Origin of the sequence: Rhizobium sp. 16-488-2b, assembly GCF_017741815.1 — a bacterium.
In the GTDB taxonomy this organism is placed as follows: Bacteria; Pseudomonadota; Alphaproteobacteria; order Rhizobiales; family Rhizobiaceae; genus Rhizobium.
In genome coordinates this window covers 113054-127066 of sequence record NZ_JAGHMF010000020.1, presented here as the reverse complement: position 1 = coordinate 127066, position 14013 = coordinate 113054, and the positions used below count along the sequence as shown (strand labels likewise).

14 protein-coding genes are annotated in these 14013 nt (G+C 63.1%); 4 read left to right on the top strand and 10 right to left on the bottom strand.

The features are described from left to right. The first annotated feature begins 36 nt into the window (after positions 1–36). From J5286_RS18145 to J5286_RS18135, 3 genes are all read left to right on the top strand, one after another. Complete coding sequence (locus J5286_RS18145; RefSeq protein ID WP_245206262.1) at positions 37–2205, top strand: mechanosensitive ion channel family protein; 2169 nt, start codon at positions 37–39, stop codon at positions 2203–2205. A 248-nt stretch (positions 2206–2453) separates the two neighbouring features. Next, complete coding sequence (gene mprF / locus J5286_RS18140) at positions 2454–5057, top strand: bifunctional lysylphosphatidylglycerol flippase/synthetase MprF (protein ID WP_112944912.1); 2604 nt, start codon at positions 2454–2456, stop codon at positions 5055–5057. After that, positions 5054–6436 (top strand): virulence factor family protein, encoded by a 1383-nt coding sequence (locus J5286_RS18135; RefSeq protein ID WP_209191582.1) that lies wholly within the window; start codon positions 5054–5056, stop codon positions 6434–6436. Before mprF ends, J5286_RS18135 begins: the two co-directional genes overlap by 4 nt. A 96-nt stretch (positions 6437–6532) precedes the next feature. Here the strand turns inward: J5286_RS18135 and J5286_RS18130 are convergent, their stop codons facing one another. Genes J5286_RS18130 through ruvC form a run of 9 tightly spaced genes read right to left on the bottom strand, consistent with a single transcriptional unit; the run spans position 6533 to position 11083 of the window. Beyond that, positions 6533–7096 carry a DinB family protein gene (locus J5286_RS18130; protein ID WP_209191581.1) on the bottom strand — a complete coding sequence of 188 codons (564 nt, stop codon included), beginning with the start codon at positions 7094–7096 and terminating at the stop codon, positions 6533–6535. Positions 7097–7148: 52 nt separating this feature from the next. Next, positions 7149–7367 (bottom strand): hypervirulence associated TUDOR domain-containing protein, encoded by a 219-nt coding sequence (locus J5286_RS18125; RefSeq protein ID WP_209191580.1) that lies wholly within the window; start codon positions 7365–7367, stop codon positions 7149–7151. 48 nt (positions 7368–7415) lie between these two features. Continuing rightward, positions 7416–8456: a Holliday junction branch migration DNA helicase RuvB gene (gene ruvB / locus J5286_RS18120; RefSeq protein ID WP_209191579.1), complete on the bottom strand. Its 1041-nt coding sequence runs from the start codon at positions 8454–8456 to the stop codon at positions 7416–7418. Beyond that, complete coding sequence (locus tag J5286_RS18115) at positions 8453–8851, bottom strand: type II toxin-antitoxin system VapC family toxin (protein ID WP_209191578.1); 399 nt, start codon at positions 8849–8851, stop codon at positions 8453–8455. The genes ruvB and J5286_RS18115 overlap by 4 nt, the downstream gene beginning before the upstream one ends. Then, positions 8848–9150, bottom strand: coding sequence for an AbrB/MazE/SpoVT family DNA-binding domain-containing protein (locus tag J5286_RS18110; RefSeq protein ID WP_209191577.1), 303 nt, complete (start codon positions 9148–9150; stop codon positions 8848–8850). The genes J5286_RS18115 and J5286_RS18110 overlap by 4 nt, the downstream gene beginning before the upstream one ends. A gap of 59 nt (positions 9151–9209) precedes the next feature. Beyond that, positions 9210–9827 carry a Holliday junction branch migration protein RuvA gene (ruvA, locus tag J5286_RS18105; protein ID WP_209191576.1) on the bottom strand — a complete coding sequence of 206 codons (618 nt, stop codon included), beginning with the start codon at positions 9825–9827 and terminating at the stop codon, positions 9210–9212. A 25-nt stretch (positions 9828–9852) separates the two neighbouring features. After that, positions 9853–10272, bottom strand: a complete 420-nt coding sequence (locus J5286_RS18100) for a type II toxin-antitoxin system VapC family toxin (protein WP_209191575.1) — start codon at positions 10270–10272, stop codon at positions 9853–9855. Then, complete coding sequence (locus J5286_RS18095; RefSeq protein ID WP_018899646.1) at positions 10253–10516, bottom strand: AbrB/MazE/SpoVT family DNA-binding domain-containing protein; 264 nt, start codon at positions 10514–10516, stop codon at positions 10253–10255. Before J5286_RS18095 ends, J5286_RS18100 begins: the two co-directional genes overlap by 20 nt. A 54-nt stretch (positions 10517–10570) precedes the next feature. Next, a complete protein-coding gene (gene ruvC / locus J5286_RS18090) occupies positions 10571–11083 on the bottom strand; it encodes a crossover junction endodeoxyribonuclease RuvC (protein WP_037182642.1) in 513 nt (170 codons plus the stop codon). A gap of 243 nt (positions 11084–11326) precedes the next feature. Between ruvC and J5286_RS18085 the strand changes: the two genes are divergently transcribed. After that, positions 11327–13639 carry a methyl-accepting chemotaxis protein gene (locus tag J5286_RS18085; RefSeq protein ID WP_209191574.1) on the top strand — a complete coding sequence of 771 codons (2313 nt, stop codon included), beginning with the start codon at positions 11327–11329 and terminating at the stop codon, positions 13637–13639. Here J5286_RS18085 and J5286_RS18080 read toward each other — a convergent pair. Beyond that, positions 13623–13907: a hypothetical protein gene (locus J5286_RS18080; RefSeq protein ID WP_209191573.1), complete on the bottom strand. Its 285-nt coding sequence runs from the start codon at positions 13905–13907 to the stop codon at positions 13623–13625. The two genes, J5286_RS18085 and J5286_RS18080, sit on opposite strands and share 17 nt — an antisense overlap. Positions 13908–14013 lie beyond the last annotated feature (106 nt).

The window sequence follows — 14013 nt, the reverse complement described above, 5'->3', positions numbered from 1 at the left end:
GGGGCTGGTATGGGTCTGGGGTTTGGTGCGCGCATCATGAAGCGGCTTCTGCCGCTCCTTGCATTTGGCATGATCGTTTCGAGTGCTGCGGCACAAACGCCGGCGGCGACACCCAGCCCGACACCGGCAGCACCGCCGCCCGCCGAGGTGCGGCAGATGCTGCAGCTCATGGAGACGCCCGCCGTCAAGCAATGGATGGCGACGCAGGCGCAGACGCAAAGCCCTGCAGCTCAGGCTCCGGCAGGACAGGCCCCGGCGGCAGCGCAGCCGGCGAGCGCCCCGGCACAACCGGCAGCACCCGGTGGCGAGATGTCCGGCGAGCAGATGTCGGTGCTTTCCGATTTCCTAGGCCATGCGCGCCGTCATTTCGATCTCGTCTCCGGCGCTGCGATGACGCTGCCGGATGAAGTCGAGAATGCATCGGAGATCGTCGAGCGCGAGGTGCAGCCGAGTGGCTGGGCATTCGTGACCATCGAGCTGCTGGCGCTGTTTCTGGCCGGGGTGGTGGCGGAATTCCTGTTCCGGATGGTCGTGCCGCGCCCGCGCGTCAAGCTCGAAGACGGCGCGGTCGTCACGGTCGCGCACCATGCGGCGAACAATCTGAGCTACCGCATCGTGCCGGCGCTGGTGTTCTGTGTCGCGACGCTCGTACCGCTCGTGCTCTTCAACTGGCCGCCCATCACGCAATCGCTGGCGATCGCTGTTGCCATCGCGCTGATCGTCTCGCGCGTCACCATCTCGGTCGGCCGTCTCATCGTGGCGCTGGTGACACTGCCGCATGTCGGCGGCGAACGGGACGTCTCGCGCGCCACCGCGATGTTCTGGTTCAAGCGCAGCTGCACCTTCATCATCTATTTCGTGTTCGGCTGGGTGCTGATCCAGCTGATGGCGCCGCTCGGCTTCTCTCCCGGGTCGCGCTATCTCGTGGCCTACGCGCTCGGGCTCGGGCTGCTGGCCATCGCGACCGAAGCGGTCTGGTCGCGTCCGGTAGAGGAGGGCCAGAAGAGCACGACGGCCTCCTGGATGCTGACCATCTATTTCGCAGCCCTCTGGCTTCTGTGGGTGGCAGGTTTCAACCTCATCCTATGGCTCGGCATCTATGCCGTTGCATTGCCGCGCGTTCTGCGTGTCTCCACGCTTGCTGTTCGGGCGCTGCACAAGGCCGAGGCCGGCTTCCTTGCCAAGAAGCGGATCGCGGCGGTGTTGCTCGATCGCGGCGTGCGCGCCGTCATCATCACCATCGCGGCCCTCTGGCTCGGCCGCATTCTCGGCTTCGCGGCCGACCGGATGGCGGCGGGCGAGACGATGATCGATCGGATCGTGCGCGGCTCGGTCGGCGGCATCGTCATCCTGCTCGCGGCCGATCTGCTCTGGCATCTGGCGCGCGCCTATATCAACGGCAGGCTGGAGGACTCGCCTCTGGAGGGCTCGATCAACGATGACGAGAAGGCAAGGCGGGCGCGGCTGCAGACGCTGCTGCCGATCTTCCGCAATGTCCTCGCGGTCGTCATCGCCGTCATCGCCGTGCTGATGGTGCTTTCGGGGCTGGGCGTCGAGATCGGGCCGCTGATTGCGGGTGCCGGTGTTGTCGGCGTCGCGGTCGGTTTCGGGGCGCAGACGATCGTCAAGGATGTGATCAGCGGCATGTTCTATCTCTGGGACGATGCCTTCCGGGTTGGCGAGTATATCGAGAGCGGTAGCCATAAGGGCGTGGTCGAGGCGTTCAGCCTGCGCTCCGTCAGACTGCGTCATCATCGCGGGCCTTTGACGACCGTGCCGTTCGGCGAGCTCGGCGCGGTCAAGAACCTCAATCGCGACTGGACCATCGACAAGATCACCCTCAACGTCACCTACGACACCGATCTCGTCCTGGCGAAGAAGGTCATCAAGCAGATCGGCCAGAAGCTGCTCGACAATCCCGATTATGCGCCTCACATCATCGAGACGCTGAAGATGAAGGGCGTCGAGCAGTTCGGCGAGTTCGCGATCGTCATCCGTCTGGCGATGATGACGAAGCCCGGCGAACAGTTCGTCATCCGCCGCAACGCGCTGGCGATGATCCGCACGGCCTTCAAGGAGAACGGCATCGAGTTCGCCGTGCCGACGCTGCAAGTGTCGAGTGAGACGCACGATGCGGACGCCAATGCGGCGGCTGCGCGCTACGCCGCGCAGAAGAGCGGTCAGGGCGCCGAGCCGGCGGCTTAGCCTGAATGCCGGTATCTACGGATGCCGGCACTCAGCCACCGAGTGCTTTAACCTTACGAAAATACAATATTGGAACCCCCGTCTTCGCGCCAAAAATGCCCCAATTGGGGATGAAGCAGGCGTCGTTAAGCGGCATTGGGGTAGTGTTGGCATGTATTCGCGGGCTTGCGTCCAAGAAGTTACATGCAGGTTATGTTAGATGTCCAAGACATGATTCCCGCTCATATGTAGGTTTACGACGGTTCGTAATGTCGAAGCACGCCAATTTGGAAGAGATTGAAGTCATAGAAGAATCCGCCATTTCGCGGTTTTTCAGCCGGTACCGGACGCATCTGACGGCGCTCGCCACGCTGGCCGTGTTCTGCATGGTCGGTTTCGCGATCGAGCAGCTGACGACCGAGGTGCGCTATGACGACGTGGTGCAGGCGCTGGCCGACACCAAGATCAGCTCGATCGTGCTGGCGCTGTTCTTCACGGCGCTAAGCTTCCTCGCGCTGGTGTTCTACGACGTCAACGCTATCGATTACGTCGGCAAGAAGCTGCCGTTCCCGCAGGTCGCGCTGACCGCGTTTGCCGCCTATGCCGTCGGCAACACGGCAGGCTTCGGCGCGCTGAGTGGTGGCGCCATCCGCTACCGCGCCTATTCGAGGCTTGGACTGACGCCGGAGGATATCGGCCGCGTCATCGCTTTCGTCACCATCGCCTTCGGCCTAGGCCTGGCCGGTGTCGGCTCCATCGCGCTTCTCGCCATCGCAGACGAGATCGCGCCGCTCATCGATGTCAGCAGCTGGGTTTTGCGTCTCCTCGGCGGTTCGATCGTGCTGGTGCTGGCGGCGGGTGTCGTGCTTGGCCGTGGCGGCCGCGCGGTCAGCATCGGGCGTTTCTCGCTGCGGCTGCCTGATTCCGCCACATGGTCGCGTCAGTTCCTGGTCGCCGCCTTCGATATCGCCGCGTCCGCCACCGTTCTCTACGTTCTCCTGCCGCAGACGGCGATCAGCTGGCCGGTGTTTCTCGCCGTCTACGCGATTGCCGTCGGCCTCGGCGTGCTGAGCCATGTGCCGGCCGGTCTCGGCGTGTTCGAAACCGTCATTATCGCCGCGCTCGGCAGTGCTGTTAATATCGACGCCGTGCTCGGCTCGCTGGTGCTCTACCGCCTGATCTACCACGTCGTGCCGCTGCTGCTTGCGGTCCTGGCTGTCTCGGCGACCGAGCTTCGTCGCTTCGCCGACCATCCCGTTGCCTCCGGTTTCCGCCGGATCGGCATCCGGTTGATGCCGCAGCTTTTGTCGGCGTTGTCGCTGCTGCTCGGCGTCATGCTGATCTTTTCGAGCGTCACACCGACGCCGGATTCCAACCTGGAATTCCTCTCCAATTATCTGCCGCTGCCGATCGTGGAAGGCGCGCACTTCCTGGCGAGCCTTGCCGGACTGGCGCTGGTGGTCGCCGCGCGCGGTCTTGGCCAGAAGCTCGACGGTGCATGGTGGATCACCATCTTCTCGGCCGCCGCGGCACTGATGCTGTCGCTGTTGAAGGCCGTGGCGCTGGTCGAGGCCTCGTTCCTCGCGTTCCTGATTTTCGGCCTGTTCGTCAGCCGCCGCCTGTTCCGTCGCCGCGCCTCGCTGCTCAACCAGACGCTGACGGCGTCGTGGCTGACGGCAATCGCCGTTGTCTGCGTCGGCGCCGTTGTCATCCTGCTCTTCGTCTATCGCGACGTCGATTACAGCAACGAGCTGTGGTGGCAGTTCGAATTCGCCGACGAGGCGCCGCGCGGTCTGCGCGCCGTGCTTGGCATCACCATCATCTCAACCGCCATCGCCGTCTTCAGCCTGCTGCGGCCGGCCACGACCCGGCTTGAGCCGGCAACCGACGAGGCGCTGGAGCGCGCCGTCGATATCGTCGAGAAGCAGCGCTACGCCGACGCCAATCTGGTGCGCATGGGCGACAAGAGCGTGATGTTCTCCGACAAGGGCGATGCCTTCATCATGTATGGCCGCCAAGGGCGCTCGTGGATCGCGCTCTTCGATCCCGTCGGCGACCGCAGCGCGATGCCGGAGCTCGTGTGGCGCTTCGTCGAAACCGCGCGCGCCGCCGGCTGCCGTGCGGTGTTCTACCAGATCTCGCCGGCGCTGCTTTCTCATTGCGCCGATGCGGGCCTGCGCGCCTTCAAGCTCGGCGAACTCGCCGTCTCCGATCTTTCGACCTTCGAGATGAAGGGCGGCAAGTGGGCGAACCTTCGCCAGACCGCGAGCCGCGCCCAGCGCGACGGGTTGAGCTTCGAGGTGATCGCGGCGGAAGACGTGCCTGGCGTGATGGACGAGCTGGCGGCTGTTTCCGATGCCTGGCTTGCCGACCATAACGCCAAGGAGAAGGGCTTTTCGCTCGGTGCGTTCACGCCCGACTACATTCTTGCGCAGCCGGTCGGCATCCTGAAGCTCGAAGGCAAGATTGTCGCCTTCGCAAACATCCTGATCACCGGCGCCAAGGATGAGGGCACCATCGACCTGATGCGCTTCTCGCCGGATGCGCCCAAGGGCTCCATGGACTTCCTGTTCGTGCAGATCATGGAATATCTGCGCGCCGAAGGGTTCTCGCACTTCAACCTCGGCATGGCCCCGCTTTCTGGCATGTCGAAGCGCGAGACGGCGCCCGTTTGGGATCGCATCGGCAGCACCGTGTTCGAGCACGGCGAGCGCTTCTACAACTTCAAGGGCCTGAGGGCCTTCAAATCCAAGTTTCACCCTCAATGGCATCCGCGCTATCTTGCGGTGTCCGGAGGAGGCAATCCGATGATCGCTTTGATGGACGCGACGCTCCTGATCGGCGGCGGATTGAAAGGGGTCGTGAGGAAATGATGAAAAGACACATTCTGGCCGCCGCCTTTGCGCTGGCGCTCGCCATTCCCGCCGCACATGCGGCCGACGAGACGACGCAGGAGTTCGAGACCGGGCTCATCCCGTCGCCGCACATCTTCCTGCCTGACGGCGACGTGAAGGGCGCCGTGATGCTGATCTCGGATGCCGCGGGCTGGGGCGACAAGGAGAAGACGGAGGCCGACCGGCTGGTGGGCGAGGGTGCCGTTGTCATCGGCGTCGACTTCCCGTCCTATATCGATGCTCTGCGTAAATACGATGTCAGCGATAATGACGGCTGCATCTATCTGGTCTCCGATATCGAGTCGCTCAGCCAGCAGGTGCAGCGCGCCGCCGGCAACAGCCCGTATCACCTGCCTGTTGTCGCCGGCATCGGCGAGGGCGGGGCGCTGGCGCTGGCAATCGCCGCGCAGACGCCGGATGCGACCATCGGCCAGACTTTGGCGATCGATCCGCTGGCGGGTATTCCGCTGACGCAGCAGCTTTGCACGCCGGCCAAGAAGAAGACGGTCGGAGACCGGATGATCTATGGTCTCAGCGACATCGCGCTGCCCGATCCCATCATTGCCGCCTTCACGCCCAATGCCGACAAGGACGGCCGCGCGCATGCGGAGGAGCTGAAGAAGGCGCATTCGGACATCGACATTCGCGAGTCCCAGGATGATGCGCAGACGACGCTGAGCAGTACGCTCGACGACCTGATCGCCGCATCCGGCAATGCCGACAATCCACTCGGGCTGCCGCTAACGATCCTCGACGCCAAGCCTGCTTTCGACACGATGGCGATCATCTATTCCGGCGATGGCGGCTGGCGCGATATCGACAAGGAAGTGGGTGCGGCGCTGCAGAAACAGGGCATTCCCGTCGTCGGCGTGGATTCGCTGCATTACTTCTGGTCGGAGCGTAAGCCTCAGGAAACCGCCGACGATCTCGGCAAGATCATCGAGCTCTACCGCAAGCAGTGGAAGGTCAAGCATGTTCTCTTGGTCGGCTATTCCTTCGGCGCCGATGTCGTGCCGGCCGCCTTCTCGCGGCTGAAGCCGGCGGCAAAGAGCGCCGTCGCGCAGATTTCGCTGCTGTCGCTCTCGCACGAGGTCGATTACCAGATCTCCGTCATGGGCTGGCTCGGCGCCAAGACCGAAGGCGCCGGCGGCGATCCGGTGGCCGATCTGAAGGCCGTCGATCCGAAGATCGTCCAGTGCGTTTACGGCAAGGAAGATGACGACGAGGTTGCCTGCCCGGATCTGAAGGACAGCGGCGTCGATGTCATCGCGCTCGCCGGCGACCACCACTTCGACGAAAACTACGCGCTGCTCAGCAAGACGATCATCGACGGGCTGAAGGCGCGGCTGCAGGATTAGAGCAGTTCCGCTTTTCTTCGAATCGCGGACTGCTCTACTCTTTGTTCTCACGCAATTCCGGACGGAAAACCGCTTCGCACTTTTCCTGGAATTGCTCTAGTCCATAATCCGTGCTTCGCTCCATCCGAGGGCGGCGATCTCGTCGCCCCGGAACCTGGCATCGTCGGCGACGATGAATTCATCGAGCTGCGGCGGCTTCACGCTGGTGCCCGCCAGCATGGCATGCACCTGGCCGCGATGATGCGTCTGGTGCTGGAAGAGATGAGCGAGCACATCCTCCATTCGCTCCCGCTGAATGCGTTCGCCGCGATGGATCTCGACGGTCGAGATCAGCTTCTGCGGGGAGAGCGCTTCGGCGAGCGTCACCAATCTTGCATCGACGGATTTCTGCTCGGCGGCAAGGCTCGCGATATCAGGGCAGGGCTCCTCGACCGCCCAGGCCTGCGGCCCCAGTATGCCACCCTCCAGCGCATCGACATAGAACCAGTCCACCGTCAGGATATGATTCAGTGTCGCCTTGATCGACGGGAAGAAGCTCACGCGCGGCGCTTCGAACTCGCCGGGCTGCAACAGCGCGCAGGCCATGTGCAGGCGGTGATTGGCGAGCGCGTTGTTATAGGCGAGCTTGCGGAAGGATCGGATGGGGTCGAAAACCGTCACGGCATGTCCTCCTCGTTGCGACGGCTGGGGCATGCAGGCCTTTAGGCTGCCGTCAGCCGGATTTCTTCAGCTCGGAATGGCTCTTCAGCACCTTGCCGCCGTCTTCCTGCTCGATCAGATAGGCCGGCTCCTCGCTGCTCGCCTTCCGCTTGATGACCGCACCTTCGATCGTACGCTCGACGTCGTCGGTGAAGCTCTCCTTGATCTTGCCGGTCCCGGTTCCCTTGCCCCATTTCCATTCGACACCAGTGCCGATGCGGTACTTCTGCATAACGATCTCCTTTCGAGATGCCAATGCACGAAGTGGGGCGCGGTTCCGTCAATCGTCCTGCTGGAACAGGCGGAACTGCGCGGCTTCGAGATCCTTCGGCGGCTGCATGCCGAGATGTTTCCAGGCGGTGGCGGTCAGGACGCGGCCGCGCGGGGTGCGCTGGATGAAGCCCTGCTGGATCATGTAGGGCTCGATGATATCCTCGATCGCGTCGCGCGGCTCGGAAAGCCCGGCTGCGATCGTCTCGATGCCGACGGGGCCGCCGCCGAAATTCACCGCGATCATGTTCAGATAGCGCTTGTCGAGCTGGTCGAGGCCGAGATTGTCGACCAAGAGCCGGGTCAGCGCCTCGTCGGCGATCTCGCGAGTGACAGCTTCGGCTCTCGCGACCTCGGCGAAATCGCGCACGCGGCGGAGCAGGCGGCCGGCAATGCGGGGGGTGCCGCGGGCGCGCCGCGCTATCTCGCGGGCGCCTTCGTCGGTCATCGGCAGGTTCATCAGCCGGGCGCCGCGGCGCACGATCAGTTCCAGTTCCTCGACGGTGTAGAAGGACAGGCGCACCGGGATGCCGAAGCGGTCGCGCAGCGGCGTCGTCAGAAGGCCGAGACGGGTGGTGGCGGCGACCAGCGTGAACTTCGACAGGTCAATCTTCACCGAGCGCGCGGCAGGGCCTTCGCCGATGATCAGATCGAGCTGGAAGTCTTCCATCGCAGGATAGAGAATTTCCTCGACGGCGGGGCTCAAACGATGGATCTCGTCGATGAAGAGCACGTCGCGCTCCTCGAGATTGGTGAGCAGCGCCGCGAGATCGCCGGCCTTGGCGATGACCGGGCCTGATGTCGAGCGGAAGTTGACGCCGAGTTCCTTGGCCATGATCTGCGCGAGCGTCGTCTTGCCGAGGCCGGGTGGGCCGACGAAAAGCACGTGATCGAGCGCCTCGCCACGGTTCTTCGCCGCCTCGATGAAGATCTTCAGATTGGCGCGGGCCTCAGCCTGGCCGGTGAACTCGTCGAGCGACTGCGGCCGCAGCGTCGAGTCGAAGTCCTCGCCGCGTTTTTCCGGGGTGATGAGGCGGGCGTTGTCGGTCATGCGAGAAGTTCCATTCCGGGAATTTTGCGGGCGGCCTTGCGGTCGAAGGTAAAGGTTTTGGCGCAGCCCGCATTCGCGGCGGCCCAGACGACAAGATAGTCAGCGATGTCGGCGATCGGTCGGGGTGTGTCGGCGGCCAAAAGCTTCAACTCTTTTGAATGCTCGACAACGATCTCATCGGTTTGCGCAAGCAGCCCCAAGACCGTCGCGATTTCCGACGTGGAGTAACCAAGACGTCGGTTGAGCAACCAGATTGTTTCGGCGAGCACGACTGCGCTGACATATGCCGGGTCGTCAGCAGTTCGCTCGGACATGAACTGTCGCGCCATCGCGCCTTGCGCCGGCTCGTCGTCCAGAAGAAACCGAAGGAGGATGTTCGTGTCGATCCCGATCATTTACGACCTTCGCGCCATTCCCGCTGGATACGCTCCTCGTCCTCGGCCACCGCGTTCATGATGGCCTCATCGATGTCCTCCAAGCTCAAGCTCCGGCCATTGGGAGGCTTGCCGAGAATTCCTGCGAAATCCATCAATCTTTTCGTGGTTGGTACGGGCGTGCGCTTCGGTGTCGCCAACAGCTTGCCGTCTTCAACCGTCAGGTAGAATTCGGTACCCGGCGCGATGTCCAGCTCCTCCTGAATTCCCTTCGGGATGGTAAGCTGTCCCTTCGAACTCAATTTTGTCAAAGCGCTCATCGTTGAAGCCTCTTTCGGTCGAGTGCATCAATAGTAGTTGCAAACCGGCCTCCAGCCAATCACCGCGACAACTCCTTCAGCCCCAACCGGATCAGCTTGGCGCTGTCAGCGCCTTCCCCTGCGGTCTTCATCGCGGCGGCAACGGCGTTGGCGGCCTGGTCTCTGCTGTAGCCGAGGTTGGTGAGGGCCGAGACGGCGTCGGCGACAGGGGCGGAGGCGATGCCTTCGCCGAGTTCCTGCTTGAGGCCGATATTGGCCGATGCCTCGCCGGCGAAGGCGGGGGCCTTGTTCTTGAGTTCGGTGACGACGCGGACCGCGACCTTGGGGCCGACGCCGTTGGCGCGGGAGATCGATGTCTTGTCCTGCAGGGCGATGGCGTTGGCGAGTTCGCCAGGCGTCAGCGTCGAAAGCACTGCAAGGGCGACCTTGGAGCCGACGCCCTGGACGCTCTGCAGCAGGTTGAACCATTCGCGCTCGAGCGCGGTCATGAAGCCGAAGAGCTTCAGCTGGTCTTCGCGCACATAGGTCTCGATGAAGAGAATGCAGGCCTCGCCCACCGAGCCGATGCGCGACAGGGTGCGCGCCGAGCAATGGGCGACGTAGCAGACGCCGTGCACGTCGACGAGCACATAGTCGTCGCCGATTTCGTCGATGGTGCCTTTGAGCTTGCCGATCATGTTTGGTGGTCCGCCGGTTAAGAGTTCAGATGGGATGGGTTTCGGGCGTGATGAGGTCGAGCGCCGGAAAATAGGCCCGGTAACGTCCGGGATCGCGGGTGAGCAGGCGATGGGAGCGAACGGACGCATGCGCGCCGATCAGGAAATCGGGCAGGGTGCGTTCGCGCGCGCCGCCGGCGCGGCGGTAGGCGATATGGGCCAGTCCGGCCTGATAGGCCGCAGGAAAGGGCACCGATTCGCGCACCAGATTAAGACGCGCCAGCATGAACATGAGCTGATCCTCACTCGGCGCCATGCTTGCCAATTCGGCCCAGACAATCGGCGTGAGAACGAACTGCGCTTGCGGGCGCAGCCTCAAAATCATCTCTGACGACCATTCCTTGAATTGCGTTTCCGGCCCAAAAACGTCGATGAAGACGTTGGTATCAACGAGGACCGAGGTCATCGCGCGGCCCCCTCAGCCATTCCATATATTCGTCGGTGGTCATGCCGAGCGTATCGAACGTACCCGAAACGCTTTTCAGCCACGTCGCGAATTCTTCGTCCGATGTGGATTTGCCTTCGGCGACGACCACAAGCCGAGCACCTTTCTCGTCTGCGACAAAATCCACCTCCGACCCCGGGCCGATGTTCAATCGGTCGCGGATCTCCTTGGGGATCGTCACCTGGCCTTTTTCGGTTACACGCATAGTAATACCTCTCAGGTATTACTTATCACCAAATGAGAACAAGTCAAGAACAAGCTAGCCGGCGAGCGCTGCCATGCGCATGCGGGCGCCGCCGCGGTTGTGGGCGTGGCAGATGGCGATGGCGAGTGCATCGGCGGCGTCGTCGCCCTTGAACTCGGCCTTCGGCATCAGGATCTTCAGCATCATGTGGATCTGCTTCTTCTCGGCGTGGCCGACGCCGATCACCGCCTTCTTCACCGCATTCGGCGCATATTCCGAAACCTGCAGCCCGGCGCGGGCGGGGACCAGCATGGCGATGCCGCGGGCCTGGCCGAGCTTCAGCGTCGCGACGGCGTCCTTGTTGACGAAGGTCTGCTCGACGGCGGCTTCGTCGGGCTGATGGACGTGTACGACGTCGGCAAGGCCGTCGTGCAGCTGGCACAGGCGCGAAGCGAGGTCCATGTCGCCATCGGATGTGACCGTGCCGGAAGCGACGAAGCGCAGCGAATTGCCCAGCGTCTCGATGACGCCCCAGCCGGTGCGGCGCAGGCCGGGGTCGATGCCGATGATACGAATCGCGCTTTGCATGCGGTAATCCTATTGCAGATCAGCGATAACTGCCATCGATATGTGAACAAAACAAAAACATCCCGGTGTTTTTGTCAGGGCTCATTTACGTGAATTTAAATTCCCTCGGTAACTTATGATCCACAAGAGATGAGAGGAGCCAGCTTTCTTGAGTGAAGGCTCCCCGTGTTCTGTTTTCAGGCCTGCCTGCGGGGCGCCAGCCCCGTCGCTATCAGCCGTTCCGGAAGGGGTTCGAGTTTTTCCATGATTCAGAGATTCCAGTCGCTGTCCTTCAAGGTCATTGCTACTTTCATTCTGCTGACGGCGCTGTCGATCGCCGCCATCAACTGTCTCGCCTATTTCGCCAGCAGCCGCATTTCCGGCGAGCAGGCGCTGAAGGCCAAGGAGAGCGTGCTGATCTTTCGCGGCGACATGCTGCATGATCAGCTGGCGCAGCTGGAAAACCAGGCCAATTCGATCGCCCGCATCGAGGCGCTGCAGATGTCGATCACCAGCCTGAAGAGCGGCTGGAAGACCATCGAGAAGACCTCGGGCGACGTCCGCGCCGAGCTCAAGAAGGTGTTCATCACCGACAATCCGAACCCGGCCGGCGAGCGCGAGAAGCTGGTGAAGCCGGATGCGCCGAGCGGGTTCTATTATTCCAACCATGAGAAGACCCAGGGCGAGGTGGCGCGCGATCTGCAGAACACGCCGTTCAGCGATCTGCTGATCGCCGATCTCGATGGCTTCGTGCTCTATTCCTACAAGAAAAACGACGATTTCGCCGAGAACCTGAAGTCGGATGCGTGGAAATCGACCGGCGCCGGCCTTGCCTTTGCCAAGGCGATCGAAAACACCGCCAAGGCGACCGACGATGGCGCGCCCGCCGGCTTCTCGGGTCTGCGGGTGGATGCGAATGGTGCGTCGGCGATCTTCTATGCCGTGCCCGTGGTCAAGCTCGGCCAGCCGAAGGGCGTGATGCTGTTTAGGGTGCGCGACGATGTCGTCGCCAGCATCCTCTCCAAGGGCATCGTTGCCGGAAGCACCGCGCAGGCGGCGATTGTTTCCGATGATGGGTCGGCGGTCACGGTCAACGAGGCCGGCCGGTTGGCGACGCTCGATACCGCGCCCTTCACCTTCCTGAAGGATGCGTTTGCCAATCCCGCTATGTCGGTCAACGATTTTAGCCGCGCCGATGGCGCCGCGCGCGCCTATGTGAAGCCCGTTGACTACGAGGGTGCGCGCTATCTCGTGGTCGAGAGCATGCGTCTCAGCGAGATCAATGCCGGTTCGCTTGAAATCGCGATGCTGTTGACGATGATCGGCTGCGGCGTGCTCGTGGTCATGGCCATCGCGACTGGGATCATCACCAAGATGCTGTTTTCGCCGCTCGCCAAGCTTGCCGGCGTCACGCGTGCGGTGGCCGATGGTGATCTCGAGGTCGAGATCGGCAGCCAGAACCGCCACGACGAGATCGGCACGATGGCCAAGGCGCTCGCCCGCTTCAAGCAATCGCTTATCGACAGCCGCACGCTGGAAGCTGCCAGCGCCGAGACGCGCGAACGCGCCGACCGCGACCGCCGGCAGCATATGGCCGAGCGCGAGGCGGAGGCCAAGACGCTGCAGGAGGTGGTCGAGGCGATCGACGAGGGTCTCCTGCATCTGGCGAACGGCGACCTCGCCTATCAGATCGACCGCCGTTTCCCCAACGAGCTCGAGGGGCTGCGCCACAATTTCAACCAGGCGCTGGCCACGCTCAGCGACACGATGACGGCGATCGGCGGCAATTCGGCGGCGGTGCGTTCGGGCTCGGAAGAGATGCGCGCCGGCTCGGATGATCTTGCCGGCCGCACCGAGCGGCAGGCGGCGTCGATCACCGAGACGGCAAGCGCTATCGATGCGATTACCCAGTCGGTCCGATCGCAGCTCGCGCGCGCCGAAGAGGCCGAGCGGATCGCCCGCGACGCCAAGCGCGAGACATCGGGCTCCGGCCAGATCATGCGCGACACGATCGCGGCCATGGAGGCGATCCAGGCCTCGTCGCGGCAAATCAACTCGATCATCTCGGTCATCGATTCCATCGCTTTCCAGACCAATCTGCTGGCGCTCAATGCCGGCGTCGAAGCGGCACGCGCCGGCGAGGCGGGCAAGGGCTTCGCGGTCGTGGCGCAGGAAGTGCGCGAGCTTGCGCAGCGCTCGTCGGGCGCCGCCAAGGAGATCTCGCATCTGCTGCAGAAATCCACGCATGAGGTTGAGGCCGGCGTGTCGCTGGTCGAGCGGGCCGGTGTGGCGCTGACTGGTATCGGCGGTCATGTCGAGGCGATCAACGGCCAGATCAGCGAGATCATGGACGCCACCCGCGAGGAAGCCGAAACGCTGCGCCAGATCAACACGGCGGTTGCCGAGCTCGATCAGATGACGCAGCAGAATGCGGCGATGGTCGAGGAAAGCACGGCCGCCATCCATCTGCTTGCCACCGAAGCGGTCGAGATGGACCGCCAGCTCGCCAATTTCACGCTGGCGCAGGGCGAGCATCAGCACAGCGCTGAGGTGCATGTGCTTAGGCGGCGTGGGTAAGATGTGCATCGAGGCCGCCGCTTCTCACGATTGAAGCGGCGGTGCCGGACCTGCGTATGCTCAAGGGCCGGCTGCAGGCGAAATCAGCCCCATCGCGAACGTTCTTCTTTTGTTCAGCCAATCGTCCGGACGACGCCGGACGCACGCCACTTGCCGCAAGCGCGCGATTGGCGTAAATAAGCGCATCGCGAAAAGCGACCGCTTCCCTTGATCCGCTCAGTGGCGGAGTAAAACAGGTGGACGAATTGTCGTCCATGCGGTCAAGCATACGCCATCCATGCCGCCTCAGGCATCGATCGGCCAGCGTTCCCAAACATCAATCGCCTGCATCGTCAGGCCCTATCGTGAGCCATCGGCGCCGCGTGCGTTCGTGC

Excerpts from the sequence above, each read along its gene's own strand:
- J5286_RS18145 (WP_245206262.1), top strand. The coding sequence starts at position 37 with ATGAAGCGGCTTCTGCCGCTCCTTGCATTTGGCATGATCGTTTCGAGT.
- mprF (WP_112944912.1), top strand. The coding sequence starts at position 2,454 with ATGTCGAAGCACGCCAATTTGGAAGAGATTGAAGTCATAGAAGAATCC.
- J5286_RS18135 (WP_209191582.1), top strand. The coding sequence starts at position 5,054 with ATGATGAAAAGACACATTCTGGCCGCCGCCTTTGCGCTGGCGCTCGCC.
- J5286_RS18125 (WP_209191580.1), bottom strand. The coding sequence starts at position 7,367 with ATGCAGAAGTACCGCATCGGCACTGGTGTCGAATGGAAATGGGGCAAG.
- ruvB (WP_209191579.1), bottom strand. The coding sequence starts at position 8,456 with ATGACCGACAACGCCCGCCTCATCACCCCGGAAAAACGCGGCGAGGAC.
- J5286_RS18115 (WP_209191578.1), bottom strand. The coding sequence starts at position 8,851 with ATGATCGGGATCGACACGAACATCCTCCTTCGGTTTCTTCTGGACGAC.
- J5286_RS18110 (WP_209191577.1), bottom strand. The coding sequence starts at position 9,150 with ATGAGCGCTTTGACAAAATTGAGTTCGAAGGGACAGCTTACCATCCCG.
- ruvA (WP_209191576.1), bottom strand. The coding sequence starts at position 9,827 with ATGATCGGCAAGCTCAAAGGCACCATCGACGAAATCGGCGACGACTAT.
- J5286_RS18100 (WP_209191575.1), bottom strand. The coding sequence starts at position 10,272 with ATGACCTCGGTCCTCGTTGATACCAACGTCTTCATCGACGTTTTTGGG.
- J5286_RS18095 (WP_018899646.1), bottom strand. The coding sequence starts at position 10,516 with ATGCGTGTAACCGAAAAAGGCCAGGTGACGATCCCCAAGGAGATCCGC.
- ruvC (WP_037182642.1), bottom strand. The coding sequence starts at position 11,083 with ATGCAAAGCGCGATTCGTATCATCGGCATCGACCCCGGCCTGCGCCGC.
- J5286_RS18085 (WP_209191574.1), top strand. The coding sequence starts at position 11,327 with ATGATTCAGAGATTCCAGTCGCTGTCCTTCAAGGTCATTGCTACTTTC.
- J5286_RS18080 (WP_209191573.1), bottom strand. The coding sequence starts at position 13,907 with ATGCTTGACCGCATGGACGACAATTCGTCCACCTGTTTTACTCCGCCA.